Origin of the sequence: Streptomyces sp. NPDC044571 (assembly GCF_040647115.1) — a bacterium.
Classification (GTDB): domain Bacteria; phylum Actinomycetota; class Actinomycetes; order Streptomycetales; family Streptomycetaceae; genus Streptomyces.
Map to the genome: position 1 here is coordinate 82,214 of NZ_JBEZBN010000019.1, position 25,539 is coordinate 107,752.

Genomic DNA, 25,539 nt, shown 5'->3' on the forward strand with positions numbered 1-25,539 from the left:
TGGAGACGTGATGGACGAGCTTCCCCTGGACCAGGTGCGGACCCTGCTGGCCGTGGTGGACGAGGGCACCTTCGATGCCGCTGCCGCGGCCCTGCACGTGACGCCGTCGGCGGTCAGCCAGCGCGTGAAGGCACTGGAGCAGCGGACTGGACGGGTCCTGCTGATGCGGACGAAGCCGGTCCGCGCGACGGAGTCCGGGCAGGTGGTGGTGCGGTTCGCCCGGCAACTGGCCCGGCTGGAGCGGGACGCCCGGGCCGAGCTGGGCATGGCGCAGGACGGGGGCGGCCCGGTACGGCTGCCGATCGCCGTCAACGCGGACTCCCTGGCGACGTGGTTCCTGCCGGCGCTGACCCGGGTGCCGCAGGATCCGCCGGTCGCCTTCGAGCTGCGCCGGGAGGACGAGTCGCATACGACGGCGCTGCTGCGGGAGGGCCGGGTGATGGCGGCCGTCACCTCCTCGCCGGACCCGGTGGCGGGCTGCAGCGTACGGCGGCTGGGGCTGGCGCGGTACCTGCCCGTGGCGAGCCCCGGTTTCGCGGCCCGCCACCTGGGGGAGGGGGCGGAGCTGGAGCGAGGGCTGCGGAAGGCGCCGGTCATCGTCTTCGACCGGCGGGACGTGCTGCAGGACTCCTTCGTCCGGTCGCTGACGGGGGACCCGGAGGCGGCGGCCTCGCCCCTGCGCCACCACGTGCCGACGTCGGAGGGCTTCCGCGATGCCGTGGCGGCGGGTCTCGGCTGGGGTCTCGTACCGCAGCCGCAGGCGGAACCGCTGCTGCGGGCGGGCGCCCTGGTGCTGCTGGTGCCGGGCCGACCGCTGGACGTACCGCTGTACTGGCAGCAGTGGAAGCTGGACTCGCCCGCACTGTCGAGGGCGGCGCAGGTGATCGCGCAGGCCGCGGCCGAGGCGCTCCTCCAGGACGGCTCCGGCTGACAGGGCACCACTAGGCTTCCCCCATGGAGTCCTACACGATCGGTCAGGCGGCGCGGCTGCTCGGGGTGAGCGTCGACACGGCTCGGCGCTGGGCCGATGCCGAAAGGTTCCCCACCCGCCGCGAGGGTACGCGGCGCATGGTGGACGGGCCCGACCTGGCCGCGTTCTGCGTGGAAGCCGCGCAGGAAGGCGCAGCCGAGACCGAGGAGCCCCCGTACACCTCGGCGCGCAACGCCTTCCCGGGGATCGTCACCGCCGTGAAGCTCGGCACCGTCGACGCCCAGGTCGAGATCCAGGCCGGACCGCACCGCATCGTGTCGCTGCTCACGCGGGAGGCGGTGGAGGAGCTCGGCCTGGAGGTGGGGGCGCGGGCCGTCGCCCGGGTGAAGTCGACCAGCGTGTTCATCGACCGCGTCTGACCCGGTCTCGGCGCCGAAGCGCTGGTCCGGGGCGCGGGGCCCGTCCCGGAGCCGCGGGGCGGCGGTGGCAGACTGGCCACTGATCCGCCGAAGGGGAGTACGCCGTTGTCCATGTTCAGCACCTTGCGCCGGGCCGTGCGCCGCGGTTACCGGCGGGCCGTCGACCTCAGCCACCCGGCCCGCTCCCCGCTCGGAAGTGCCGTCGTCAACTGCGTCGTGTACCAGGACGGAGTACGCCAGGACGGCTGTGCCGAGGCGGAGGAGGCACTGCGGCGGGTCCGCAAGACGGGCTGCGGCTTCGTCTGGATCGGCCTGCACGAACCCTCGCAGGAGGAACTCGCCGGTCTCGCCGAGCTGTTCGGTCTGCACCCGCTCGCCGTCGAGGACGCCGTGAACGCGCACCAGCGTCCCAAGGTGGAGCGGTACGACGACATACTCTTCTCCGTCTTCAAGACCGTCCGCTACGTCGAGCACGAGGAGCTGACCGCCACCAGCGAGGTGGTGGAGACCGGCGAGCTGATGGCCTTCACCGGTGACGACTTCGTCATCACCATCCGGCACGGCGGACGCGGCACCCTGGGCCCGGTCCGCGAGAGCCTGGAGGCCGCCCCGGAGCAACTGGCCAAGGGGCCGGCGTCGGTGCTGCACGCCATAGCCGACCACGTCGTCGACGACTACATGGCCGTGACGGACGCCGTGCAGAACGACATCGACGCCGTCGAGACGGCCGTGTTCAGCGAGCACGGGGGCCGGGGCGACGCGGGCCGGATCTACCAGCTCAAGCGGGAACTCCTGGAGCTGCGCCGGGCGGTGGCACCACTCGGCCGACCGCTCCAGCAGCTGGCCACGACGCCGATAGCGGTCATCCCGCAGGAGATCCGCGCCTACTTCCGCGACGTGGCCGACCATCTGAACCGGGCCACCGACCAGATCAACGCCTACGACGCGCTCCTCGACTCCATCCTGCAGGCCCATCTCGCGCAGGTGACCGTCGCGCAGAACGAGGACATGCGCAAGATCACGGCCTGGGCGGCCATCGTCGCCGTCCCCACCATGGTCTGCGGGATCTACGGCATGAACTTCGACCACATGCCCGAGCTGCACTGGACCTACGGCTACCCCCTGGTCGTCGGCGTGATGGCCCTCGCCTGCTTCGTCATCCACCGGGGCTTCAGGAGAAACGGCTGGCTCTGATCCGTGCGGCTGCCCTAAGGTCCGCCCTTTGGCGATCACCACGCAGAACGGGCAGGTCACGATATGGAGCAGGCAGCAGCGCAGCACGCGGCGGGGCAGTTGGCGGGCGAGCGCGTACGGCTGGAGCCGCTGGAGCAGCGGCACCACGACGGGCTGTGCGAGGCGATACGCGACGGCAGCCTCTGGGAGCTGGCGGTGACCATGGTCCCGCACCCGGACGAGGTGCGCGGCTTCATCGACGACGCGGTCGCGGCGCGCGCCGCGGGCACCCAACTCGCGTACGCCACCGTGGACTCGGCCACCGGCCGGATCGCCGGCTCGACCCGGCTCATGGCGATCGACCGGGTGAACCGCCGTCTGGAGATCGGCTGGACCTTCCTCGGCCGCACCTGGCAGCGGACGGGTGTGAACGCGGAGGCCAAACTGCTGATGCTTGCGCATGCGTTCGAGGTGCTGGGGATGAACCGGGTCGAACTGCTGACGGACGTGCGCAACAGCGCCTCGCGGGCGGCGATCGCCCGGCTCGGCGCGACCCAGGAGGGGGTGCTGCGCCACCACATGGTCATGCGGGACGGCTGGATCCGCGACACGGTGGTGTTCAGCCTGACCCGTCCCGAATGGCCTGAGGCGAAGGCCGCGCTGACGGCCCGTCTGGCCGCCCACCGGTAGCAAGGGGCGGGGTGCCCGCGGGTCTTGAGCCGTCCGGAGTTCTGGTAGTAAAGTTTCCTAACGAAGTCGGGTACACCTCAACTCGGCGCCTCAACTCCCCCATGGAGGCTCTGTGTTCACCCCGTTCATCCCCCACCGCAAGAAGAAGGCGATCGGTGCCGCGCTGCTCGGCACGGCCCTCCTCGCCGTGCCGGTCGCGGCTCATGCCACCGCGGCGCCCGCCCCCTCTCGCGCCGCCTCGGCCCCTGCCCCTGCCGCCGCTTCCGCGGCCGAAGCGGCGGTGGCGGCCGTCGGGCTCGACGATCCGGCGAAGAAGGACATCGCCATGCAGATCGTCTCCAGCGCCGAGAACTCCTCGCTGGACTGGAAGGCCCAGTACAAGTACATCGAGGACATAGACGACGGCCGCGGCTACACCGCCGGGATCATCGGCTTCTGCTCGGGCACCGGCGACATGCTCGACCTCGTCGAGTACTACACCCAGGTCAAGCCGGGGAACGTCCTGGCCAAGTACCTGCCGGCCCTGCGCGAGGTCGACGGCACCGACTCGCACGCCGGCCTGGACCCGAACTTCACCAAGGACTGGGCCAAGGCCGCCCAGGACGCGGAGTTCAGGAAGGCCCAGGACCACGAGCGGGACCGGGTCTACTTCAACCCCGCCGTGAAGCAGGGCAAGTCGGACGGGGTCGGCGTGCTGGGCCAGTTCATCTACTACGACGCCATCGTCATGCACGGCGACGGCGGCGACTCCACCAGCTTCCGCAACATCCGCAAGCGCGCGCTGTCCAAGGCCAAGCCGCCGTCCCAGGGCGGCAACGAGACCACCTGGCTGAACGCCTTCCTGGACGCCCGCGTCTGGGCGATGAAGCAGGAGGAGGCGCACAGCGACACCAGCCGGGTCGACACCGCCCAGCGGGTCTTCCTGAAGAAGGGCAACCTGGCCCTCAACACCCCGCTCGACTGGAAGGTCTACGGCGACTCCTTCCACATCGGCTGACCGCTCGCCGGGACGGCCCGGGCGGCTTCCCCTCCCCGCCCGGGCCGCTGCGAGATCGCGGTGCCGTAACGATGTGCAGGCCAACTCGCCCCGGATCGTCACCCGGTGTGACCCCGCAGGCTCCATGGGTGCCAACGAGCGCCCGTTCCCGGTGTTTTTGCCCGCAGAGTCCGAGCAAAGCGGTGCTTTTGGTGCCTTGAGAAGTGGCTTGACCGCGACGTAAGCGGGGCATAAGTTCTGCCCCGGCTTGCTCCAGCAGGACGGGCCGACGAACCGTCCTCAGGGGGGACACATGCACCACTACACCGACGTCCTGAAGAAGTACACCGTGTTTTCCGGCCGCGCCCGCCGGCAGGAGTACTGGATGTTCACCCTCTTCAACGTGATCGCGCTGATCATCGTCGCCGTCATCGACAACGCGATCGGCACCTACCCGCTGCTGTACCTGATCTACGCGCTCGCCGTCCTGCTCCCGGGCCTGGGTGTCGCCATCCGCCGCCTCCACGACACCGGCAAGTCCGGCTGGTGGCTGCTCATCAGCCTCGTGCCGCTGATCGGTGGCATCTGGCTGCTCGTCCTGATGGCCTCCGAGGGTCAGCCGCAGCCGAACCAGTACGGCCCGAACCCGAAGGCCGTCCAGGCCTGAACCGGCCCGTACGCCTGAGCGCCAGAGCGCCGTCCCCGGCGGGAAACCGCCCGGGGCGGCGCTCTCGCCGTTCCGGGGCGCGCACGGAGTCCCGCGGGCCGGGTGACATGCGTCTCGTCCGGCTTGCGGCAGGGGCTGTCCGGACCGGCCCGATCACGAGATATCTTGATGTCGAGCAATGTTGCAGACGAGAGACGCAGACTGTGGAGCGGAGCAACCGGTGACTGACTCGACCATCATCTACACGCACACTGACGAGGCCCCCGCCCTCGCGACGTATTCCTTCCTGCCTGTGGTCCAGGCGTACGCGTCGACGGCCGGTGTGAATGTCGAGACCCGTGACATCTCCCTGGCCGGTCGGATCATCGCGAGCTTCCCCGAGCACCTCCAGGAGGGCCAGCGGATCGCCGATGCCCTGGCCGAGCTCGGCGAACTGGCGAAGACGCCGGAAGCCAACATCATCAAGCTGCCCAACATCTCGGCCTCGATCCCGCAGCTGAAGGCCGCGGTCGCCGAGCTCCAGGGCCAGGGCTACGCCCTCCCGGACTACCCGGACGACCCGAAGACCGACGAGGAGCGCGAGATCCGCGCGCGCTACGACAAGGTCAAGGGCAGCGCCGTCAACCCGGTCCTGCGCGAGGGCAACTCCGACCGCCGCGCCCCCGCCTCGGTCAAGAACTACGCCAAGGCCCACCCGCACCGCATGGGCGCCTGGACCCCCGAGTCGAAGACGAACGTCGCCACCATGGGCGCCGACGACTTCCGCTCCACCGAGAAGTCCACCGTGATCGCCGAGGCCGGCACGCTGCGCATCGAGCACGTCGCCGCCGACGGCGCCACCACGGTCCTGCGCGAGTCCGTACCGGTCCTCGCCGGCGAGGTCGTGGACGCGTCCGTCATGCACGTCGACGCGCTGCGCACCTTCCTGAACGACCAGATCGAGCGCGCCAAGGCCGAGGGCGTCCTGTTCTCCGTGCACCTCAAGGCCACGATGATGAAGGTCTCCGACCCGATCGTCTTCGGCCACGTGGTCCGGGCCTTCCTCCCGAAGACCTTCGCCCGCTACGGCGAGACCCTGGCCGCCGCCGGCCTGTCCCCGAACGACGGCCTCGGCACCATCCTGAACGGCCTGGGCGCCCTCGCCGACGGTGACGCGATCAAGGCCTCCATCGACGCCGAGATCGCCGAGGGCCCGGCCCTCGCCATGGTCGACTCGGACAAGGGCATCACCAACCTGCACGTCCCGAGCGACGTCATCGTCGACGCCTCCATGCCGGCGATGATCCGCACCTCCGGCCACATGTGGGGCCCGGACGGCCAGGAGGCCGACACCCTCGCCGTCCTGCCCGACAGCAGCTACGCGGGCGTCTACCAGGCCGTCATCGAGGACTGCCGCGCCCACGGCGCCTTCGACCCGTCCACGATGGGCTCCGTGCCGAACGTCGGCCTCATGGCGCAGAAGGCCGAGGAGTACGGCAGCCACGACAAGACCTTCGAGATCGCCGCCGCGGGCACCGTCCGCCTCGTCGACGCCGCGGGCAACGTGGTCCTGGAGCAGGAGGTCGCCGCCGGCGACATCTTCCGCGCCTGCCAGACCAAGGACCTGCCGATCCAGGACTGGGTCAAGCTCGCCGTCACCCGCGCCCGCGTGACCGGCAGCCCGGCCGTCTTCTGGCTCGACGAGGACCGCGCGCACGACGCGCAGCTGATCGCCAAGGTGAAGACGTACCTCGCCCAGCACGACACCGAGGGCCTCACCATCAAGATCCTCTCCCCGGTCGAGGCCACGGCCTACTCCCTGGAGCGGATCCGCCGCGGCGAGGACACCATCTCGGTGACCGGCAACGTGCTCCGCGACTACCTGACCGACCTCTTCCCCATCCTGGAGCTGGGCACCAGCGCCAAGATGCTGTCGGTCGTCCCGCTGATGGCGGGCGGCGGCCTCTTCGAGACCGGCGCCGGCGGCTCCGCCCCGAAGCACGTCCAGCAGCTCGTCAAGGAGAACTACCTGCGCTGGGACAGCCTGGGCGAGTTCTTCGCACTGGCCGCCAGCTTCGAGCACCTGGCGACCACCACGGGCAACGCCCGCGCCCAGGTCCTGGCCGACACCCTCGACCGCGCGACCGGCACCTTCCTCAACGAGGACAAGTCGCCGACCCGTCGCCTCGGCGGTATCGACAACCGCGGCAGCCACTTCTACCTCGCCCTGTACTGGGCGCAGGAGCTGGCTCAGCAGAACGACGACGCCGCGCTGGCGTCGGCCTTCGAGCCGCTGGCCAAGACGCTGAGCGAGCAGGAGGAGACCATCGTCGGCGAGCTGAACGCGGTACAGGGCTCCCCGGCCGACATCGGCGGCTACTACCAGCCCGACCCGGCCAAGGCCGCGGCGGTCATGCGCCCGTCCGCGACGCTCAACCAGGCGATCGCGTCCCTCGCCTGAGGTCGCTGCGTTGCGAGGTTCCGCCCCGGTCGGCCCTGCCGACCGGGGCGGAACCGTATGCCGCCGGGGCGGTCGGCGGCGGTCGGTCAGAGCCGGTGGACGTGCTCACCGTCGACCGATAGCGGGCACCGGCCGGCGGCAAGGATGCGCAGTCCCGGGGCCACGGCGAGCAGGCCGCGGACCCAGGACAGCGTGTCGGCGCTGAGGTGGTCGCTGCCGTCCAGGACCAGCAGCATGTCCCGCTCGGCGAGCCAGGACACCGGGTTGGGCCTGCGGCACGGCTGCACCGGCATCCCGGCCGCCGTGCCCAGTTCGGCCGTCAGCTCGTAGACGCCGAACGGGCGGTCCAGCGTGACCACCGCCGCGCCGTCACAGAAGTTGGACGACAGGCGCCGGGCGATGTCCCGTACCAGCAGGCTCCGCGGCTCCCGGAACCGGCCGGTGATCGTCAGCACCCGTCCGCGCCGGACGGCCGTGAGCAGCCTGGACAGCTCGGCGGACGTCGTCGGCAGCGTGCCGGTCCGGCCCGGATCCCTCATCGGCACGATGCCCCCCATTGCATCCGTGTCCCATGCGCGGCCAAGGGTTCGTTCGCGCCGCGTGGCGACGATTATGCGCCAGTTACGGCGTACGGCCAGGGGATTGGCGGATTCCGGAACGAGCGGCCTGCGTAGTTCTCCTGGGCCGCCCGCGGTACGCGCCACGGCCCTTCCGGGGAAGAACGGTTGTCCGCCGGCCGGTCATCGGCTCTACTGCTGTGCAGCCCCGCACTCGGGGCATATTCCGGGGAGGGACAGGATGACAGGGGATCGGCGAGCGGACCGACGGGCCGCACTGCGGGCCGGGGGCCCGCGGCGGCCCTCCTCGCACCGGCGGCGCCGCGGGTTCCGGGGCCGGCCGCTGCTGACCCTGCTGGTCTCCGCGTTCCTGCTCGTCGGTGTCTGCGCCGCCACCGGCGTCGCCTGGGACCCCTTCGCACCGGGCTCCCGGCAGGACGCTTCGGCGCCCGGCACCGGCGAACCGTGGCCCGCCACGACCGCCGACGGCTCCACCGCGCCCACTCCGCTTCCCGGCAACAGCCCCGACGGCACCGGGCAGGACAAGGGCGAAGCCCCCGGGCCGGCGGACGCCGCCGGCCGACGGCCCCCCGGCGCGCTGCCCTTCGACATGCCCCCGCCGGCCGCCCTGCACACCGGGGCCGCGGGCAGGAAGCTGGTGTTCGCCCACTACTTCACCCCGTACCCGCTCTCGCTGGACAACGCGAGCGCCGACAGCGACTACTACACGCGCAACTACCTGAACCCGGCCGGCGAGAACGGGAAGCACGAACGCTACGGCGGCCTGCTGCGCGACCGGCCGCTGCCCGTCCCTCCCCGAGAAGGCAACTGGGAACTGGCCAACCTCCGGCAGGAAGTGCGCACGGCCCGCGCCGCCGGGCTCGACGGGTTCACCCTCGACCTGCTCTCCTTTTCCGGTCAGAACTGGCAGCGGGCCACACTCCTGATGGAGGCCGCCCACACGGTCGACCCGGGGTTCAAGATCATGCTGATGCCGGACATGACCTCCCTGAAGGCCGACGACCCGGGCGTCCTCGCCGACGCCCTCGCGGCCCTCGGGAAGTCCCCCGCCGCGCACCGGCTCGCCGACGGCCGGCTCGTCGTGTCCCCCTTCAAGGCGGAGGCCGAGAGCGCTGCGTGGTGGTCGCAGGTCCTCGACCTCCTGAGGTCCCGGCACGGCATCCGCACCGCCTTCGTCCCGCTGTTCCTCGACTTCGCCGCCCACCACGCGGCGTTCGCCCCGATCAGCCACGGATTCTCCGAATGGGGCTCCCGCAGCTACGCCGGCCAGGAGGGTGCCACCGCGGACGTGCGGCGCGCCCACGGCATGGGCAAGATCTGGATGCAGCCGGTCTCCGTCCAGGACGCCCGCCCCAACCAGGGCATCTACGACGAGGCCGGCAACACCGCCACCCTGCGCTCGACATGGACGCACGCCATCGAGGACGGCGCCGACTGGGTCCAGCTCACCACCTGGAACGACTACTCCGAGGGCAGCCAGTTCGCCCCCTCCCTGCACAACGGCTCCACCTACCTGGACCTGTCCTCCTACTACCTGACCCGGTTCAAGACGGGCAGCTGGCCCGAGATCGTCCGCGACACGCTGTACCTCACCGCCCGCACCCAGTTCGTCGCCGCCGACCCCACCGGAACCCAGTCGCTGGTGATGTCCCTGCGCAAGGGCAGCGCCGCGCCCCGCGACACGGTGGAGGTCCTCAGTTTCCTGACGGCGCCGGCGAGCATCCGGACGAAGGCGGGCCCGGCCGAGGACACCCACGAGGCACCGGCCGGGCTGCACTCCGAACTCCTGCCGCTGCGGCCGGGCACGAGTTCGGCGGCGGTGGTCCGCGACGGCAGGGCGGGCGCGGAGGCGGAACTGCCGTACCCCGCGGACCGGACGGTGGAGGTCCAGGACCTCCAGTACTACGCCGTGACCAGCGGCCGGGACGCACCCTAGGAGCCGGGGCCGCGGTACCGGCCACCTCGGCGGGATTGGCCCTTCCCGGCCGTCCGGGCCGGCCCGCACCATCCGGGTAACCGCACACCACCCCTCGGAGGACCCGTGACCGACCCGAACGCCGCCCCCGCCGCACCGCTGCACCCGGCCGCCCCCGCCGTGTTCCCGGGGGGACCGGGGCTGTTCCGGCTGGATCCGGAGATCGCCCACCTCAACCACGGGTCCTTCGGCGCCGTACCGCTGCCCGTGCAGGAGGCGCAGGCCGTGCTCCAGGCGGAACTGCACGCCGACCCGGACGCCTTCTTCACCGGCGCCGCCGACCGGATCGCCGCCGCGCGCGGCCGGGTCGCCGCCCACCTGGGCGCCGAGCCCGACGGGATCGCCTTCATCGCCAACGCCACCGAGGGCGCGAACCTCGCCCTGGACGCCGTCGGGCTCGCCGCGGGCGACGAGATCCTGGTCACCGACCACGGCTACGGCACCGTCGTCGCCGCGGCCGCCCGCCGCGCGCCGGTCACCACCGTGGCCCTGGACCCCCTGCTGCCCGATGAGGACGCCGTACGGGAGAAGGTGCTGGCCGCCCTGACACCCCGTACGAAGGTGGCGCTGCTCGACCACGTCAGCTCGCCCACCGCCCGGATCATCGCCTCCCCGCGGCTGCTCGCCGAGCTCGCCGCCCGCGGGGTCACCACCGTCGTCGACGGCGCGCACGCCCCCGGCATGCTGCCCGACCCGCTTGCCGTCGGCGCCGACTTCTGGTTCGGGAACCTGCACAAGTGGGGCTACGCGCCCGCGGGCAGCGCCGTCCTCGCCGTCGCCCCCGCCCACCGCGCCCGGGTCCGGGCCCTCGTCCCCTCTTGGGAGGACGAGCACGGCTTCCCCCGGTCCGTCGAGAACCGGGCCACCGCCGACTACACCGGCTGGCTCGCCGCCCCCGAGGGCCTGGACCTCCTCCACCGGCTCGGCGCCGCCGCGGTACGGGCCCACAACAGCGCCCTCGCCGCCCACGGCGCGGCCCTGCTCGCCGAGATCCCGGGGCTCACCCCGCTCCCGTACACCGGGGGCCTCGCCATGCGCGCCCTGCGGCTGCCGCCGGGGACCGCCGAGACCCAGCAGGACGCGCGGGCGCTGCGCGAGCGGATCGCGGCGGAGCAGGGCATCCGGGTGCTGGTCTGGCCGTGGCCGGGCGGCGGCGGCATCCGCGTCTGCGGGCAGATCTACAACCGCCCCGAGGAGTACGAACGCCTCGCCGCCGCCCTGCCGACCCATCTCAAGCGGTGACCGCTCAGCCGCGCCGCAGCAGGTAGGTGTCCATGATCCAGCCCTTGCGGGCGCGTGCCTCGGTCCGGAGCTCCTCGATGCGTCCCGCGACCTCCGCCAGCTTGCCCTGGACCAGGATCTCGTCCGGCGTGCCGACGTAGGCACCCCAGTAGACGTAGAGGTCCTGGTCGAGGTGGGCGGTGAAGGCGTGCCGCGCGTCCAGCATCACCACCACGTCGTCCACGTCCTGCGGCCAGCCCTCGGCCAGCCGGCGCCCGGTGGTGATCTGGACCGGCCGACCGACCCGGTTCAGGTTGGTCCGGTGCCGGGCCAGCAGTGAGGAGATGCTGCTGATGCCCGGCACCACCTCGTGCTCGAACGCCACCCGGCCGCGCTCCAGCACCTCGTCGAGGATGGCGAGGGTGGAGTCGTACAGCGAGGGGTCGCCCCACACCAGGAACGCGCCGGTCTCGCCGTCGGCCAGATCGTCGGCGATGAACCGCTCGAAGATCTCGGCCCGCGCGCTGCGCCAGCCGTCCACCGTCGGGGCGTACTGCGCCGGGGTGCGGTCCCGGTCCGGGTCGCGGCCCTCCACGAGCCGGTGGCCAGGGCGGGCGTGCGCGTCGAGCATCGCGCGCCGCAGCCCGGTCAGATCCGCTTTCTCCTCGCCCTTCTCCAGGATGAGGAATGCGTCCGCCGCGCCGATCGCCTTGACCGCCTGGAGGGTCAGGTGGTCCGGGTCGCCCGCGCCTATGCCGATCACTGAGAACTTCTTCACCCGGCTATTCTGCCCGTCATGCGTGCCGCCCTGTTCGTCACCTGCGTCAACGACGCGCTGTACCCGCGGACCGGCATCGCCGTCGTCCGGCTGCTGGAGCGGCTCGGCGTCCAGGTGGACTTCCCCGCGGCCCAGAGCTGCTGCGGCCAGCCCCAGTACAACACCGGCTACCGGCGTGAGAGCGAACCGCTGCTGCGGCGCACGGCGGAAGCCTTCGTGGGCTACCCGTACGTGGTCACCCCGTCCGGTTCCTGCGCCGCGATGATCCGGGCCCACTACCCGCGGATCGGCCGGGAGGCGGAGCGGGAGGGGCGCGGAGGGGAGCTGGCGGCGCTGGCCGAGGACCTCGTACCGCGGGTGTACGAGCTGACCGAGTTCCTGGTGGACGTGCTCGGGGTGACCGACGTCGGCGCGTACTTCCCGCACACGGTCACCTACCACCCCTCGTGCCACGGCCTGCGGACGCTCGGTCTCGGCGACCGGCCCCGGCGGTTGCTCGCCGCCGTCAAGGGGCTCGAACTGCTGGAACTGCCCGGCGCGGAGGAGTGCTGCGGCTTCGGCGGCACCTTCGCCGTGAAGAACCCCGACGTCTCGGCGGCCATGGGCACCGACAAGACCGGCCATGCGGCGTCGACGGGGGCGCAGGTGCTGTGCGGGGCCGACAACTCCTGCCTCGCCCACCTCGACGGCGTCCTGCGCCGCCAGGGCATCCCGCTTCGGGTCCTCCACCTCGCCGAGATCCTGGCCTCGACGCAGGAGGAACCGCTGACATGACGGGCACCTTCCTCGGCATGCCGGCTTTTCCGGCCGACCCCGCCGCGTCCGCCGACCCGGCCGACCCCGCCGTCCCCGCCTTTCCGGCCTTTCCGGCGGCCGCGCGGGAGGCCGTACAGGACCGGGTGCTCCGCGCCAACCTGCGGCACGCCACCCACACCATCCGCGACAAACGCGCCCGTGCCGTAGCCGAGCTGGCGGACTGGGACCGACTGCGGACGGCCGGCAAGGCCGTCAAGGACCACACGCTGCGCCATCTCGACCGCCACCTCACCCAGTTGGAGGAGGCGGTCACCGCCGCCGGCGGCACCGTCCACTGGGCGGCCGACGCGGCCGAGGCCAACCGGATCGTCACGGACCTGGTCCTGGCCACGGGCGAGCGGGAGGTCGTCAAGGTCAAGTCCATGGCCACCCAGGAGATCGGCCTCAACGAGGCGCTGGAGGCCGCCGGGATCGCCGCGTACGAGACGGACCTCGCCGAACTCATCGTCCAGCTCGGCCACGACCGGCCCTCGCACATCCTGGTCCCGGCCATCCACCGCAACCGCGGCGAGATCCGGGACATCTTCGCCGAGGAGATGGCCGGCTGGGGCCGGCCCGCACCGGAGGGACTGGGGGAGGAGCCGCACGAACTCGCCGAAGCGGCCCGCCTGCACCTGCGCGAGAAGTTCCTGCGCGCCAAAGTCGCCGTCTCCGGAGCCAACTTCATGGTCGCGGAGACCGGCACGATGGTCGTCTTCGAGTCGGAGGGCAACGGAAGGATGTGCCTGACGCTGCCCGAGACCCTGATCTCCGTGGTGGGCATCGAGAAGGTGGTGCCGACCTTCCGCGACCTGGAGATCTTCCTGCAGACACTGCCGCGCTCCTCCACCGCCGAGCGGATGAACCCGTACACCACGATGTGGACCGGCACGACGCACGGCGACGGCCCCTCCGCCTTCCACCTCGTCCTCCTCGACAACGGGCGCACCGACACCCTCGCCGACGAGGTCGGCCGGCAGGCACTGCGCTGCATCCGCTGCTCCGCCTGCCTCAACGTGTGCCCGGTCTACGAACGCGCCGGCGGCCACGCCTACGGCTCCGTCTACCCCGGCCCCATCGGCGCGATCCTGAGCCCCCAACTGCGGGGCACCGGCAGCGCGATCGGCGCCTCGCTGCCCTACGCGTCCACCCTGTGCGGAGCCTGCTACGAGGTCTGCCCGGTCGCCATCGACATCCCCGAGGTGCTCCTGCACCTGCGCGAGCGGGTGGCGCAGGGCGGCCGGGTCACCCGCGAGGGCGTCCGCGTACGGATCCGCCCGGCGCGGGGGCACACCGCGGAGCGGGCGGCCATGCGCGCGGCCCGACTGCTGCTGGACCGGCCCGGCGCGCTGCGCGCGGGGGAGCGGCTGCTGGCCCGCGCCCGGCGGCTGCGCCCCGGACGGCTGCCGGGGCCGGGGCAGGCCTGGACGGACAGCCGCGAGCTGCCGGAGCTCCCGCAGGAGCCCTTCCGGGACTGGTGGGCACGGGAGCGGGGAGGACGGGCATGAGCAGCAGGGACCGCATCCTCGGCCGGATCCGGCGGGCCACGGCGGGCGACCGGGACCCCGGGGCCGCCGTCCCCCGTGACTACCTCCGGGTCCACGCCGAGCGCACTCCTGCCGAGCGGGTGGACCTGCTCGCCGTGAACCTGGCGGAGTACCGGGCGAAGGTCCACCGGACGGACGAGGACGGCCTCGCGGCGCTCCTGGCGCGGCTGCTGGCCGAGCGGGGCGCGCAGAGCGTCCTGGTACCGGCCGGGCTGCCCCCGTCCTGGCTCGCGGCGGCGGACCAGACCCGGGTCGCGGACCGGGCCGCCTCGACCCCGTACGAACTGGACGCCGTGGACAGCGTGGTGACCGGCTGCGCCCTGGCCGTCGCGGAGACCGGCACCCTCGTCCTCGACGGCGGACCGGGGCAGGGAAGGCGCCGCATCAGCCTGATCCCGGACCACCACATCTGCGTGGTCCGCGTCCCCGGCCAGGTGGTCGACGCGATCCCGCAGGCGCTGCCCCTGCTGGACCCGCGCCGTCCGCTGACCTGGATCTCCGGCCCTTCGGCGACCAGCGACATCGAACTCGACCGGGTGGAGGGCGTGCACGGCCCGCGCACCCTGGAGGTCGTGCTGCTGGCCGGGTCCGCACAATAGGGGCCATGTCCGCACACATCGCTCTGACCACCCTCGTCGTCCACGACTACGACGAGGCCATCGACTTCTACACCCGCGCCCTCGGCTTCGACCTCGTCGAGGACACCCCCCGCCCGGACGGCTCGCGCTGGGTGGTGGTCCGGCCGCGCGGGGCCCGCGAGGCGGCCCTCCTGCTCGCCCGCGCCAAGGACGAGGCCCAACGGGCCAGGGTCGGCGACCAGACGGGCGGCCGCGTCGGCTTCTTCCTCCACACCGGCGACTTCGCCGGGGACCACGCCCGCATGACCGCCGAGGGCGTCCGCTTCCTGGAGGAGCCGCGCCACGAGCCGTACGGTTCGGTGGCGGTCTTCGAGGACCTCTACGGCAACCGCTGGGACCTCCTGCAGCCGGCCTGACCCGGCGCCTCAGGCAGGGCCGCCGCCGTCCCGGGCGGCCCGGAGCCGGGGTGCCTCGGCCGCGGCGTCGACGCCCTGGCCGCGCTCCACCCGCCCGGCCAGCTCCCGGGCCCACCGCACCAGACCGGGCACGTCGATCCCGTACGGGACCTGCGCGGGCGCGCCGGCCCCGGTGGGCTCCTCGCCCCCGCGGGCTCCGGTGGGCCCGCCGGCCTCCACCACGGCCCGCCCGGCCAGGGCTTCGGCGCCGCGGCGCAGCAGCCGCGCCCCGCCCACCGCGTTGCCGCGGGCGGCGTGCGTCAGCCCGACGGCCAGCTGCGCGAGCCCGCGCCACAGCGGGGCCGCGGCCTGCGGCCCGGACTTCCAGGCGTCCTCGAACACCTCGTGCGCATGGAACGGCATCCCCGCGTCCAGCAGCCGCTGCGCCTCCGCCACCGTCTCCGCGGGCGTCCGCACCACCCCTTCGGGCTGCCGCTCCACGCCGGGCTCCCCGTAAGGCAGCGGCCGCCCCAGCCCGTCCCGCGGCCGCGCGCTCCGCGCCCGCCCCTCACTGTCCCTATCCCGTGCGTTCACCCGGCCATCCTCCCCCGGGCGGCCGGTGGTGCATGCACACCCTCCGGTGTGGGGTAATGTTCTGCATGTGCCGCCGGGCAGGAAGATCCTCAGGGAAAAGCCGGCCGGAAGCACAACGGGACGTGGCGCAGCTTGGTAGCGCACTTGACTGGGGGTCAAGGGGTCGCAGGTTCAAATCCTGTCGTCCCGACCATGCTTCATGCAGGTCGGAGGCCGTTCTCTCACATGAGAGGGCGGCCTTTCGTGCGTCCGGAGCTGTGGTGGGCGCGCGGTGCGCCCGTGGTCACGTCGGGAGGGTCCTGGCCTGGTCCACGTCCGTGCGGGTGGTCAGCCGTCGGCGTGTGGCGAGGCGGGCGAGGCGGCGTTCCTCCCGGTCGGCCCAGCGGCGTACCCGGTCCGGGTCGAGTGGGATTCCGTGGCCGACGTGCAGGCGGGTGGGGTTGAGCGCGAGCATCTCGCGGAGGCTGGCGAGGTTGCCGAGTGCGTCGTCGTGGAAGGGCGGGTTGGCCGGCCTTCCGGGGATGAGTCCCATGAACGAGTTGGCGACGAGGTCGCCGGCGACCAGGTCTCCTGTGTCCGTGATGACGGATATCGAGCCGGCGGTGTGTCCGGGGGTGGGCATGACGCGGGCGGTGATCCCGAAGTCGCCGAGGTCGGTTTCCCCGCGGAGCAGGATGCCGGGTTCGATCGGCTCGGCTCGGACGTGCAGGCTCTTGTTGCGGTTCATGAGGCGGCCCATGGGGCCGGTGGGCAGGTACGGCAGACGGACGCGGCCGGTTCGGTAGGGTTCGAGGTCGGCGACGTGCCCGGCGACGGGTGCTCCGGTCAGCCGGTGCAGCTCGGCCGCGGAGCCGAAGTGGTCGATGTGGCCGTGTGTGAGGACGATCAGCGCGATGTCCGCCGGGTCGACTCCGTGGGCGGCCACTTGGTCGTGGATCCTGCGGGCGCTGCCGGGTGTTCCGGCGTCGACGATGACGGGGCGTCGGCCCAGCAGCAGGTACGCGTTGACCGCATGCCTGCCCAGGACGGGGATCGGGACGATTTTCGTGTCGGGCACGGGTGCTCCTGGGGTGGTTGGTTGTCGCTGCCGGGGCATGCGACTGCCAGGCCGGGCGCCCGGGGTGGGCGTGGCCTCCTGGTCGGGTTGAGGGGCCGGTGCGGCCGGGGGCTAGCGGAAGCGTCGGCGGTACTCGGCGGGCGTGGTCCCCAGCCGGCGTTGGAAGGACCGGTGCAGCGTTTTCACCGAGCCCAGTCCACTGTCAGCGGCGATTTCCGGAAGACTCAGGTCGGTTTCCTCCAGCAGCCGGCGGGCCGCTTCCAGCCGAGCGGTCTCGGCGTAGGAGGCGGGAGTGTGGCCCGTACGCCTGACGAACAGTCGTGAGAAGTGGCGGGGGCTCAGATTCAGGCGGGCGGCGAGCGCTTCGGTCGACAGCTCTTCGCGCGGGTGCTCGGTCATCCACCGGCACAGCGCTTCCATAGGATCGTCGGGGGGAGCCTGGACCGAGAGGGGCACACTGAACTGGCTCTGGCCGCCCGAGCGCTTGACGTACATGACCATCATGCGGGCGGTCGCGAGCGCGACGGCCTGGCCGTGGTCCTCCGCGACCATCGCGAGAGCCATGTCCATCCCCGAGGTGACCCCCGCGCAGGTCCACACCCGCCCTGACCGGATGAAGATGGGGTCCGGATCGACGTCGACATCCGGGTGGTCGGCGGCCAGCTGCGCGGCGGTGAGCCAGTGGGTCGTGGCCCGCCGCCCCTTCAGCAGTCCGGCGTCGGCCAGCAGGTGTGCGCCGGCGCAGATCGAGCCGACCCTTCGGGCGAGGGATTCGCCGTGTCGCAGCCAGGCGGTGACCGTTTGGTCGATGACCACCTCGACCTCGTTTCCGGTGTGGGTGATTGCTCCGGACACCAACAGGGTGTCCACCCGTCCGTCCACGTCCCGCAGGGTCAGGTCGGAAGCCAGCCGCACACCACTGGAGGTCGGCACTTCCCCTCCGGCCGCCGTCGCGATCTGGATCCGGTAACCGGGCTTCCCCGACCCCGCGAGCACCCGTGACGCCACGGAGAACACTTCGCTGGGCCCGGTGACGTCGAGCAGCTCGACGCCGGGGAACGCAACGATCACGACTCTTCGTGGTGTGGCCATGCACTGATCATTGGCCTCAATGGCCTGTGTCCGCAATGACGAGGTTGTCTCACATCCGGCCATCATGCAGGCGCGGCGGGCGACGTGGACCGGCGGCGGGAGCGGGTGGTCTCGCGGCGGCGAGTCAAGCGGGCGGCGCGCGTACGGAGTGGCCCGACGAGGCTGCCGCCGGTGCGGATCCTGCGACTGCCTCCGCCGTGCTGAGGAGCGTGCATGGAGCCCTCGTGCATGCGCTCGCCGAAGACGGAGTCGGCCTGGCGAGCCCGCCCGCGGATGACGCCATCGGCCGCTGCGCGTGTGCCCGGCCCTGGCACGTGGGGGCGGGATCCGGCCGATTCAATGACCGGGTAGGGCGGATCCGTTCCGAGGGTGGCTCCGGGGGTCTGCGGCCTGCCGTCTGCGTATGCGGAGGAACGTGCGGAGGCGGGCGGCAGCGTGAGGAGCAAACGAGTTTCAGCCACGTCGCCGCGCAGCAACAGGCGTATGTCGTCCAGTTCATGACCTGCTGTCAAGAGTCGTGCACGGAGACGCTAAGATTCCGGGCCGTTGTCATATGATCATTCGCTTTCGATCGTTTGAGGGTTCTGATGGTTCGCGTGGGATCGTCGCCCGGAAGTCCAGGGCCCACCTCACCCGTCGTTTGGGCGCTTCCCGCCCTCTTGACCGCCGTAGCCGCGGCCGTTGCCGTGGTGATGGTGTCCGCGCCGGCGCGCACGCCCGTGGCGTGGGTCGGTGCCGTGGCCTTTGTCGCGGTTGCCCTTTCCTGCGGCGAGGCCGCCCGGCGCGGCAAGGCGGTGGCCGCGCTGCGGGCCACCGTCGCCGCGCACGAGGCGGCGCTGGCCCGGCAGCAGGCCGAGACCGTACGCCTGGCCCAGGAGCTGCTGCCCGACGTCGTGGAGCGGCTGCGCAAGGGCGAGTTCCCCGAGGAGGTGCTCGCCTCCCTGGAGGAGCCCGGCACCCACGGGGCGGGCCTGACCGCCGAGTTCAGGGGCGCCCACCAGGCGGTGCTGCGCTCGGTGCTCGACGCCGTCGTCGCCGAGGAGGACCTGCGCGACTCGGCGCAGCGCGCCTTCGTGAACATCGCCCGCCGCGTCCAGGCCATCGTGCACCAACAGGCCCAGGAACTGCGGGACATGGAGGACCGGCACGGCCATGCCCCCGAGGTCTTCGGCGATCTGCTGCGGCTCGACCACGGCACGGCCCTGATCGGCCGCCTCGCGGACTCCATCGCCGTACTCGGCGGCGCCCGCCCCGGCCGCCAGTGGAGCAAGGCCGTACCGCTCTACAGCGTGCTACGCGGCGCCATGTCGCGGATCATCGACTACCAGCGCGTCGAGCTGCACTCCGTCTCCCAGGTCGCCGTCGTCGGTCCGGCCGTCGAGCCGCTGATCCACGCGCTGGCCGAGCTGCTCGACAACGCCACCCGCTACTCCCCGCCGCAGACCAAGGTCCACCTGACCGCCGTCGACGTGAACTCGGGCATCGCCGTCGAGATCGAGGACGGCGGCGTCAGCATGAGCGAGGAGGCCCGCAAGCGGGCCGAGCGCATGCTCCGGCAGGCCCAGCAGGGCATCGACCTCGCCGACCTCGGCGAGACGCCGCGCCTCGGCCTCGCCGTGGTCGGCCGGCTCTCCCAGGCGTACGACTTCCAGGTCTCGCTGCGCTCCTCGGCGTACGGCGGCGTCCGCGCGGTCCTGGTCATCCCGCAGGGGCTGATCACCACCGCCTCCTCCGCCACCGGCGTCGCCCACGGCATCGGCACCTCCTCGGGCCCCCGGGCCGCCCTGCCGCCGGCCGCCGCCCCAACCCGCAGAGAACCGGCCGCCCGGCCGCAGCAGCCGCGCCCCGTCACCGGCCCCTCGTACACCCCGGCAGCATCCGACGCAGCATCCGACGCAGCACCCGACGAGGTACCCGCCGTGACCGAGCGGACCCCCAACGGGCTGCCCCAGCGACGCCGCAAGACCCGCGCCGTCGCCCCACAGGTGCCCGGGAACCTCGGCGCACCCGACCGGATCACGGCCGCCGCCGCGGCGACCGCCGCGGCCGCGGACCGGGCCGCCGCATCCGAACCCCGGCCGGAGGTACAGCCCGGGATGTGGCTGGCCGCCTTCCAGGACGGCCTGTCCTCGGACAGCAGCAAGACCGTCGCGAGCAGAAGCGGCGCAGCAAGCCAGAACACAGACGCCTCGCCGGCCTCGGCGAGCAAGGGGGAACAGCCATGAGCCAGCAGCAGACCAACATGGACTGGATGCTCAAGGACCTGGCCGAGAGCGTCCCGCAGACCCGCCACGTCATCGTCCTGTCCGCCGACGGCCTGCGCATGGCGCAGTACGGGGCGGAGACCGACACCGCCGACCGGCTCGCCGCGGCCTGCGCCGGACTGCAGAGCCTCGCGGGCGCCGTCGCCTCCGAACTTCCCGGCAGCAGCGGCCGGATGCGGCTCGTCGTGATCGAGATGGACGGCGGCTTCTTCTACCTGATGGCGGCCGGTGCCGGTGCCTACCTCGCCGTCCTGGCCGACGAAGGCGTCGATGCCGGCCTGATGGGCCAGCGCATGCGCGACCTCGTCGCCCGGATCGGAGAGCACCTCAGCAGTCCGCCTCGGCGCGAGGGGCAGACCGCGTGAGCGACCCGGGCCGGGACTGGGAAGACGGCACTCCCGAGCGGCTCTACGTGATCACCGGCGGGCGCAGCGGACCGTTACTGCCCGCCACCCTCGACCTGGTCACGCTGATCATCGCCAAGTCGGGGCCCAGGCCCGGGATGCAGCCGGAGCACGCGGCGATCATGAGGCTGTGCCGGTCACCGCTCTCGGTGGCCGAGATCTCCGCGTACCTCGGCCTGCCGGTCAGCGTGGTCACCGTACTCCTCGGCGACCTCCTCACCGCGGGCCACGTGCTCTCCCGCCCACCCGTCGCCCCCGCACAACTCCCGGACCTGGCACTGATTGAGGCAGTCATCGATGGACTTCGAAAGCTCTGAACTGCGCGCGGGGCCTCGGCGCGAGGACGCCCTGCCGGCCACGGCCGCCGCCGCGGTCAAGGTGGTGATCGTGGGCGGCTTCGGCGTCGGCAAGACGACCCTGGTCGGCTCGGTCAGCGAGATCCGCCCCCTGACCACCGAGGAGACGATGACCCAGGCCGGGGTCGGCGTCGACGACACGGCGGGCGTGGAACGCAAGACCTCCACCACCGTGGCCATGGACTTCGGCCGCATCAGCATCAACGACGAGCTGGTGCTGTACCTCTTCGGCACCCCCGGCCAGGAGCGCTTCTGGTTCCTGTGGCGCGGCCTGTTCGAAGGCGCGCTCGGCGCGGTGGTCCTGGTGGACACCCGTCGGCTGGAGGTCAGCTTCGACGTGATCGGCCGGCTGGAGGAGCGCGGCGTGCCGTTCGTCGTCGCCGTCAACTCCTTCCCCGACGCCCCCCAGTACCCCCTGGAGGAGCTGCGGGCCGCCCTCGACCTGCCGCCCTCCGTACCGCTCGTCCTGTGCGACGCCCGGCGCCGCGACTCCAGCCGTGACGTCCTGATGACGCTGATGCGCTACCTGCACTCCCTCGCCGCGACTCCGGAGGCCTTGTGAGCACCCCGTCCCCGTCCGCCCCGCCGCCGGGGTGCCCCGCGCACCGGCTCTACGGCCCCGAGGCCGAGGCCGACCCGATGGGCCTGTACGAGAAGCTGCGCGCAGAACACGGCGCGGTGGCCCCCGTCCTGGTCCAGGGCGACCTCCCGGCCTGGCTGGTGCTCGGTCACCGCGAGAACCTGGACGTGGCGCGCACGCCTTCCCGGTTCGCCCGCGACCCGCGCCACTGGCGGGACATGCAGGAAGGGAAGGTTCCCGCGGACCACCCCCTGACCCCGATGACCGCATGGCAGCCGGTGTGCCACCTGGTCGACGGGGTCGAGCACGAGCGGCTGCGCGGGGCGATCACCGAGTCGCTGGAGCGCTTCGACCGGCGCGGTGTACGGCGCTACGTCAGGCGCTTCGCCGACCAGCTGATCGATGCCTTCGCCCAGACCGGGAAGGCCGACCTGGTCACCGACTTCGCCGAGCCGCTGCCGATGCTGGTGATGACCCAGCTCGTCGGGGCGCCGGAGTCCTACGGACCGCGTCTCGTCGAGGCGGCCCGCGACATGCTCCGCGGCACCGAGACGGCCCTCGTCAGCTTCGAGTACGTCTCGGACAGCCTCCGCGAGCTCGTGGCGCGCAAGCGGGAGACGCCCGGCCGGGACTTCACCACGTGGCTGCTGGAGCACCCCACCGGACTCGACGACGACGAGATCCTGGAGCACCTGCGACTGGTGCTGATCGCGGCCTTCGAGACGACCGCCAACCTGATCGCGAACACCCTGCGCGTGGTGCTCACCGACCGCCGCTTCCGCGCGAACCTCTCCGGCGGCCACATGACGCTGCCGGACGCGCTGGAGCAGGTCCTGTGGGACGAACCGCCGTTCATGACGGTGCTCGGGCGCTGGGCCACCGGCGACACGGAGCTGGGCGGTACGCCGATCAAGGCCGGCGACATGCTGCTGCTGGGTCTCGGGGCCGGCAACCTCGACCCCGAGATCCGGCCCGACCCCTCTCTGCCCGTCCACGGCAACCGTTCCCACCTGGCCTTCAGCAGCGGCCCCCACGAATGCCCCGGCCAGGACATCGGCAGGGCCATCGCGGACACCGGCATCGACACCCTGCTGGCCCGGCTGCCCGATCTGGAGCTGGCGGTCCCCGAGGACGAGCTGCAGTGGACGTCCTCCCTGATGTCGCGCCACCTGGTGGCGCTCCCGGTCGCGTTCACCCCGGGGGGCAGCACGGTCACCGGGGCCACCCGGGTACCCCGTGCTCGCCCGGCGGCCGCCCTGCCGCCCGAGCCGGCTGCGGCCGCGACGCCGGCCGCCCCGGTCCGGGCGGAGCGGCCGGCGGGCCGGGCCTCCTGGTGGTCGCGCCTGCGCGGCCGCTGACTCAGCGGGCCGAGTCGTCGAGCTGCTGCCACCACCAGGCGAGAGCCGGGACGGGCAGTGGTTCGACGCTCGGGTCGCTGGGCGTGTCGCTCCAGGTGATGTCGTACGAAGCCCCTTCGACGGGCAGGGCGTTGCGGTTGCGCGGGCTGGCGTAGCGCGGCGCGAGGTTGTGGTACTCGGTGTCGCCCCCGATCCAGTGTCCCAGGGAGACGAGGTAGCGCCCCAGCTGCTCGCCGGCGTCGCGCGCCAGCTGCTCGCGCAGCCGGACGAACAGTGTCACCGTCCGGTCCCGCAGTGCGTACGCGGCCGGCAGTGCCTCGGCGGGCGTAATGCCGTGGTGCTGCGCCAGCACGTTGAGCAGGTTCTGCTCCCGCGGCTCGTGGTGGTCGTCCTTGTTGTACGAGAACAGGTCGTTGTCACAGGCGACGATGAACCCGGCGGCGTCGGTCAGGGCCTGGACGGGCGCGGAGTACAGCACCTCGCCAGGTACCTCGATCCCGTTCGCCGCATCGCACCAGGTCAGCAGGAACCGGGTCCCGCCGACCGAGATCCGCATCGCCGCGAAGTCGTTGAGGCCCGGCATGACGCCCTGGTCGGCGTGGGCGGCCTGCGCGGCGGCGCCGTACACCCAGTCCCGGACGCCCTCGGTGAAGCGGCGCAGCTGTACCGGGGTGAGCATGGCCCGGGTGCGGGTCACCAGGTCCTCCAGCGCGGCCGTGTGCGGCCCCGGCGGCAGCAGGCCTGATCCGGGAGCCTCCAGGGTGCGGAAGAGCCGGGTGCCCTGGTCGATGACGGAGGCCGTCCGCGTGGCGCTGGATTCGGAGTCCTGCCAGTCGTCGGTGGCGAAGGCCCAGTAGTTCCACTCGGCGAAGAGCAGCATCGGCTCCACGTCGCCGTAGGGGATGATCCGGCTGGTGAAGTCGGCGCTGCGGGTGGCCAGTCCCCAGGCACGTTCGGTGGCGTCCGGGTAGAGGCCGAAGGAGTCGATCCAGGCGATCGACCGCTCCTCCAGCTCCGCCGCCTTCGGGTGGATGAGGCCCCTCTCGAAGGGCCAGTAGAACGGCGGCAGTTCCCAGCCGATGCGGGAGGGGGGCGTGTTCTTCTCGTACGCGGGCGGCATCGGTCAGTTGCCCCCGTCGAGGCGGAAGAGCAGCAGCCGGGTCTCCAGGGCGTGGTCGCGCCAGATGCGGAACAGCTTGCCGTGGGTGATGGTCGACTCCCGGAGCCGTTCGAGCGACCAGGCGGACGGGGCGCCCGTGTTCTCGACGCGGTCCAGCTCCGCCGTGTTCCACGCCATGGACTGCACCCAGAACTCGGCGACCCGGTCGGTGACGTCCTCGTCCTGCTCCAGGTGGAAGCCCGCGGCGTTGGCAGCGGAGATGTACTCGGTGAGGGTGCCCAGGCGCGTCTTGTAGTAGCCGTCGATGAACCCGGTCCACTCGGGACGGCAGATGAAGTGCTCCTGTATGCCGAACCAGCCGCCGGGCTTCAGAACCCTGGCGGCCATCCGGAAGAGCCGCTCGCGGTCCATGTAGCCGGAGCTCTCGTTGGCGTACGCGGCGTCGAACCGGTGGTTGGTCGTGAAGGTGTGCGCGTCGGCGAGCAGCGGGGTCACCCGGTCGGCCACCCCTGCCTGGCGGGCGAAGTCCTGGATCACGGGTATGTGGTCAGCCGCTATCGTGATCCCGGTGACCTGCGCGCCGTGCTCCTGCGCCCAATAGAGGGAACCCCCGCCGACTCCGCAGCCGATGTCGAGGAGCCGGCCCGGCGGGTTGGCGTACGCGCCCCAGGTACGCGCGGCGTGTTCGACGATCGCTTCCTGGGATTCGACGATGCGGCGCTTGAGCACCCGCTGGGAGACAGTGGTGTTCGGAGCGGACCCCGGGGCGAAGAGCCCCATATGGAAGTGGACTCTGGGTCCGGGGCCGTACTTGTGGAGGATGTCCGCCGTCTTCCGACTGTAGTAGAGCGGCACTTGGCTCGCGTCGAAGGCCTGGCCACCCGTGGGGGGCTGGATGACGAGGTTGCTGTCCATCGGGTTCTCCGGTCCTGCGGTCGTGTGGGGGTGTTTATCGGCCGCCCCACTCTGCCCATAAGTGATCGATAAAAGTCCTCGTTCACTTGGGTCTTGAGCATAACCACACACGAAATAGCGACAATTCAGCCCGATTGACGTCACGTCAGACGCCGTTGATTGCCCTGGGCGGCGCCGGTCCCGCCTTTCTTCCGGGAACTCTTCTAGAATGGGAACGTGAGTACGAATAACGAGGAATCGCGGCCTCCCCTGACTCCCGCCCTGACGGGAGCGGAGCTGCTCCGCTGGTACTGGACCCTGGCCGAACTGACCCGACTCGCCCGCGACATGGCGCTGCCCGCCGCAGGGGGCAAGGCCGCGCTGACGGCGAGGCTGGCCGCCGCGCTCGACGGTCTCCCTGCGCCGGAGCCGGTACGTCCCGCCCGGCGCGGCGGCCGCCGGCTCACGGCCCCCGTCGACGGCGACACCGTGATCCCGGAGGGCCAGCCGTGCAGTCAGGTGCTGCGGGAGTTCTTCGTACGGGAGATCGGCCCCGGCTTCCACTTACTGATCATTTCAGAATGAGGTTCGGAGTCGGCGCAAGCAGATGATGCTGCAGGCGAGTTGGAGCAGTCCGAGGTGGAGGTCGGCGCGTAT

26 protein-coding genes and 1 tRNA gene are annotated in these 25,539 nt (G+C 72.1%); 20 read left to right on the forward strand and 7 right to left on the reverse strand.

All coding sequences use genetic code 11. The annotated features are described in order from the left end of the window. Positions 1-10: 10 nt before the first annotated feature. The 7 genes from AB0B01_RS13000 to AB0B01_RS13030 all read left to right on the forward strand — a co-directional run bounded on the left by AB0B01_RS13000 (position 11) and on the right by AB0B01_RS13030 (position 7,296). Positions 11-931, forward strand: a complete 921-nt coding sequence (locus tag AB0B01_RS13000) for a LysR family transcriptional regulator ArgP (RefSeq protein WP_361716749.1) — start codon at positions 11-13, stop codon at positions 929-931. Between the two features lie 23 nt (positions 932-954). Then, positions 955-1,350 (forward strand): TOBE domain-containing protein, encoded by a 396-nt coding sequence (locus AB0B01_RS13005; RefSeq protein WP_361716752.1) that lies wholly within the window; start codon positions 955-957, stop codon positions 1,348-1,350. Between the two features lie 111 nt (positions 1,351-1,461). Then, on the forward strand, positions 1,462-2,544 hold the full coding sequence (gene corA, locus AB0B01_RS13010; RefSeq protein WP_361716755.1) for a magnesium/cobalt transporter CorA: 1,083 nt from the start codon (positions 1,462-1,464) through the stop codon (positions 2,542-2,544). A gap of 63 nt (positions 2,545-2,607) precedes the next feature. Then, positions 2,608-3,213 (forward strand): GNAT family protein, encoded by a 606-nt coding sequence (locus AB0B01_RS13015; RefSeq protein WP_361716758.1) that lies wholly within the window; start codon positions 2,608-2,610, stop codon positions 3,211-3,213. A 163-nt stretch (positions 3,214-3,376) separates the two neighbouring features. Further along, positions 3,377-4,210: a chitosanase gene (locus AB0B01_RS13020; RefSeq protein ID WP_361716833.1), complete on the forward strand. Its 834-nt coding sequence runs from the start codon at positions 3,377-3,379 to the stop codon at positions 4,208-4,210. Positions 4,211-4,502: 292 nt separating this feature from the next. Further along, positions 4,503-4,856 carry a DUF805 domain-containing protein gene (locus AB0B01_RS13025; RefSeq protein ID WP_361716761.1) on the forward strand — a complete coding sequence of 118 codons (354 nt, stop codon included), beginning with the start codon at positions 4,503-4,505 and terminating at the stop codon, positions 4,854-4,856. Between the two features lie 220 nt (positions 4,857-5,076). After that, positions 5,077-7,296 carry an NADP-dependent isocitrate dehydrogenase gene (locus AB0B01_RS13030; protein WP_361716764.1) on the forward strand — a complete coding sequence of 740 codons (2,220 nt, stop codon included), beginning with the start codon at positions 5,077-5,079 and terminating at the stop codon, positions 7,294-7,296. Between the two features lie 86 nt (positions 7,297-7,382). Here the strand turns inward: AB0B01_RS13030 and AB0B01_RS13035 are convergent, their stop codons facing one another. Further along, positions 7,383-7,853 carry a hypothetical protein gene (locus AB0B01_RS13035; RefSeq protein ID WP_361716767.1) on the reverse strand — a complete coding sequence of 157 codons (471 nt, stop codon included), beginning with the start codon at positions 7,851-7,853 and terminating at the stop codon, positions 7,383-7,385. Between the two features lie 241 nt (positions 7,854-8,094). Here AB0B01_RS13035 and AB0B01_RS13040 point away from each other — a divergent pair, with 241 nt between their 5' ends. Further along, positions 8,095-9,810 carry a glycoside hydrolase family 71 protein gene (locus AB0B01_RS13040; protein WP_361716770.1) on the forward strand — a complete coding sequence of 572 codons (1,716 nt, stop codon included), beginning with the start codon at positions 8,095-8,097 and terminating at the stop codon, positions 9,808-9,810. A 105-nt stretch (positions 9,811-9,915) separates the two neighbouring features. Then, on the forward strand, positions 9,916-11,091 hold the full coding sequence (locus tag AB0B01_RS13045; protein WP_361716773.1) for an aminotransferase class V-fold PLP-dependent enzyme: 1,176 nt from the start codon (positions 9,916-9,918) through the stop codon (positions 11,089-11,091). A 4-nt stretch (positions 11,092-11,095) separates the two neighbouring features. Here the strand turns inward: AB0B01_RS13045 and cobF are convergent, their stop codons facing one another. After that, on the reverse strand, positions 11,096-11,848 hold the full coding sequence (cobF, locus tag AB0B01_RS13050; protein ID WP_361716776.1) for a precorrin-6A synthase (deacetylating): 753 nt from the start codon (positions 11,846-11,848) through the stop codon (positions 11,096-11,098). 18 nt (positions 11,849-11,866) lie between these two features. Here cobF and AB0B01_RS13055 point away from each other — a divergent pair, with 18 nt between their 5' ends. Genes AB0B01_RS13055 through AB0B01_RS13070 form a run of 4 tightly spaced genes read left to right on the forward strand, consistent with a single transcriptional unit; the run spans position 11,867 to position 15,184 of the window. Beyond that, on the forward strand, positions 11,867-12,622 hold the full coding sequence (locus AB0B01_RS13055) for a (Fe-S)-binding protein (protein ID WP_361716779.1): 756 nt from the start codon (positions 11,867-11,869) through the stop codon (positions 12,620-12,622). A gap of 17 nt (positions 12,623-12,639) precedes the next feature. Continuing rightward, positions 12,640-14,151 carry a lactate utilization protein B gene (locus tag AB0B01_RS13060; RefSeq protein ID WP_361716836.1) on the forward strand — a complete coding sequence of 504 codons (1,512 nt, stop codon included), beginning with the start codon at positions 12,640-12,642 and terminating at the stop codon, positions 14,149-14,151. Next, complete coding sequence (locus AB0B01_RS13065) at positions 14,148-14,789, forward strand: LUD domain-containing protein (protein ID WP_361716781.1); 642 nt, start codon at positions 14,148-14,150, stop codon at positions 14,787-14,789. Before AB0B01_RS13060 ends, AB0B01_RS13065 begins: the two co-directional genes overlap by 4 nt. A 5-nt stretch (positions 14,790-14,794) precedes the next feature. Next, positions 14,795-15,184, forward strand: coding sequence for a VOC family protein (locus tag AB0B01_RS13070; protein WP_361716784.1), 390 nt, complete (start codon positions 14,795-14,797; stop codon positions 15,182-15,184). A gap of 9 nt (positions 15,185-15,193) precedes the next feature. Here AB0B01_RS13070 and AB0B01_RS13075 read toward each other — a convergent pair whose 3' ends face one another. Further along, complete coding sequence (locus AB0B01_RS13075) at positions 15,194-15,757, reverse strand: DUF309 domain-containing protein (RefSeq protein WP_361716787.1); 564 nt, start codon at positions 15,755-15,757, stop codon at positions 15,194-15,196. 116 nt (positions 15,758-15,873) lie between these two features. Between AB0B01_RS13075 and AB0B01_RS13080 the strand changes: the two genes are divergently transcribed. Then, positions 15,874-15,950: transfer RNA gene (locus AB0B01_RS13080), tRNA-Pro, on the forward strand. Positions 15,951-16,040: 90 nt separating this feature from the next. On the opposite strand, the gene AB0B01_RS13085 is transcribed toward AB0B01_RS13080, so the two are convergent. Next, on the reverse strand, positions 16,041-16,814 hold the full coding sequence (locus AB0B01_RS13085; protein WP_361716790.1) for an MBL fold metallo-hydrolase: 774 nt from the start codon (positions 16,812-16,814) through the stop codon (positions 16,041-16,043). A gap of 111 nt (positions 16,815-16,925) precedes the next feature. Continuing rightward, a complete protein-coding gene (locus AB0B01_RS13090; RefSeq protein ID WP_361716793.1) occupies positions 16,926-17,906 on the reverse strand; it encodes a helix-turn-helix domain-containing protein in 981 nt (326 codons plus the stop codon). A gap of 587 nt (positions 17,907-18,493) precedes the next feature. On the opposite strand from AB0B01_RS13090, the gene AB0B01_RS13095 reads away from it, so the two are divergent. Genes AB0B01_RS13095 through AB0B01_RS13115 form a run of 5 tightly spaced genes read left to right on the forward strand, consistent with a single transcriptional unit; the run spans position 18,494 to position 22,868 of the window. Beyond that, the gene (locus AB0B01_RS13095) at positions 18,494-20,131 is read left to right on the forward strand and encodes an ATP-binding protein (protein WP_361716796.1); all 1,638 of its coding nucleotides are present in this window, start codon (positions 18,494-18,496) and stop codon (positions 20,129-20,131) included. Continuing rightward, positions 20,128-20,535: a roadblock/LC7 domain-containing protein gene (locus AB0B01_RS13100; protein WP_356848723.1), complete on the forward strand. Its 408-nt coding sequence runs from the start codon at positions 20,128-20,130 to the stop codon at positions 20,533-20,535. The genes AB0B01_RS13095 and AB0B01_RS13100 overlap by 4 nt, the downstream gene beginning before the upstream one ends. Then, positions 20,532-20,891, forward strand: a complete 360-nt coding sequence (locus AB0B01_RS13105; protein WP_361716800.1) for a DUF742 domain-containing protein — start codon at positions 20,532-20,534, stop codon at positions 20,889-20,891. The genes AB0B01_RS13100 and AB0B01_RS13105 overlap by 4 nt, the downstream gene beginning before the upstream one ends. Next, a complete protein-coding gene (locus AB0B01_RS13110; protein WP_361716803.1) occupies positions 20,872-21,492 on the forward strand; it encodes an ATP/GTP-binding protein in 621 nt (206 codons plus the stop codon). Before AB0B01_RS13105 ends, AB0B01_RS13110 begins: the two co-directional genes overlap by 20 nt. Continuing rightward, entirely contained in the window at positions 21,489-22,868 is a 1,380-nt protein-coding gene (locus tag AB0B01_RS13115) for a cytochrome P450 (protein WP_361716806.1), read from the forward strand. Before AB0B01_RS13110 ends, AB0B01_RS13115 begins: the two co-directional genes overlap by 4 nt. A gap of 1 nt (position 22,869) precedes the next feature. On the opposite strand, the gene AB0B01_RS13120 is transcribed toward AB0B01_RS13115, so the two are convergent. Both AB0B01_RS13120 and AB0B01_RS13125 read right to left on the reverse strand, forming a co-directional pair. Continuing rightward, positions 22,870-23,988, reverse strand: a complete 1,119-nt coding sequence (locus AB0B01_RS13120) for a hypothetical protein (RefSeq protein ID WP_361716809.1) — start codon at positions 23,986-23,988, stop codon at positions 22,870-22,872. Between the two features lie 3 nt (positions 23,989-23,991). Beyond that, positions 23,992-24,903, reverse strand: a complete 912-nt coding sequence (locus AB0B01_RS13125; protein ID WP_361716812.1) for a methyltransferase domain-containing protein — start codon at positions 24,901-24,903, stop codon at positions 23,992-23,994. Between the two features lie 216 nt (positions 24,904-25,119). Here AB0B01_RS13125 and AB0B01_RS13130 point away from each other — a divergent pair, with 216 nt between their 5' ends. Beyond that, positions 25,120-25,467: a hypothetical protein gene (locus AB0B01_RS13130; protein ID WP_361716815.1), complete on the forward strand. Its 348-nt coding sequence runs from the start codon at positions 25,120-25,122 to the stop codon at positions 25,465-25,467. The last annotated feature ends 72 nt before the right edge of the window (positions 25,468-25,539 follow it).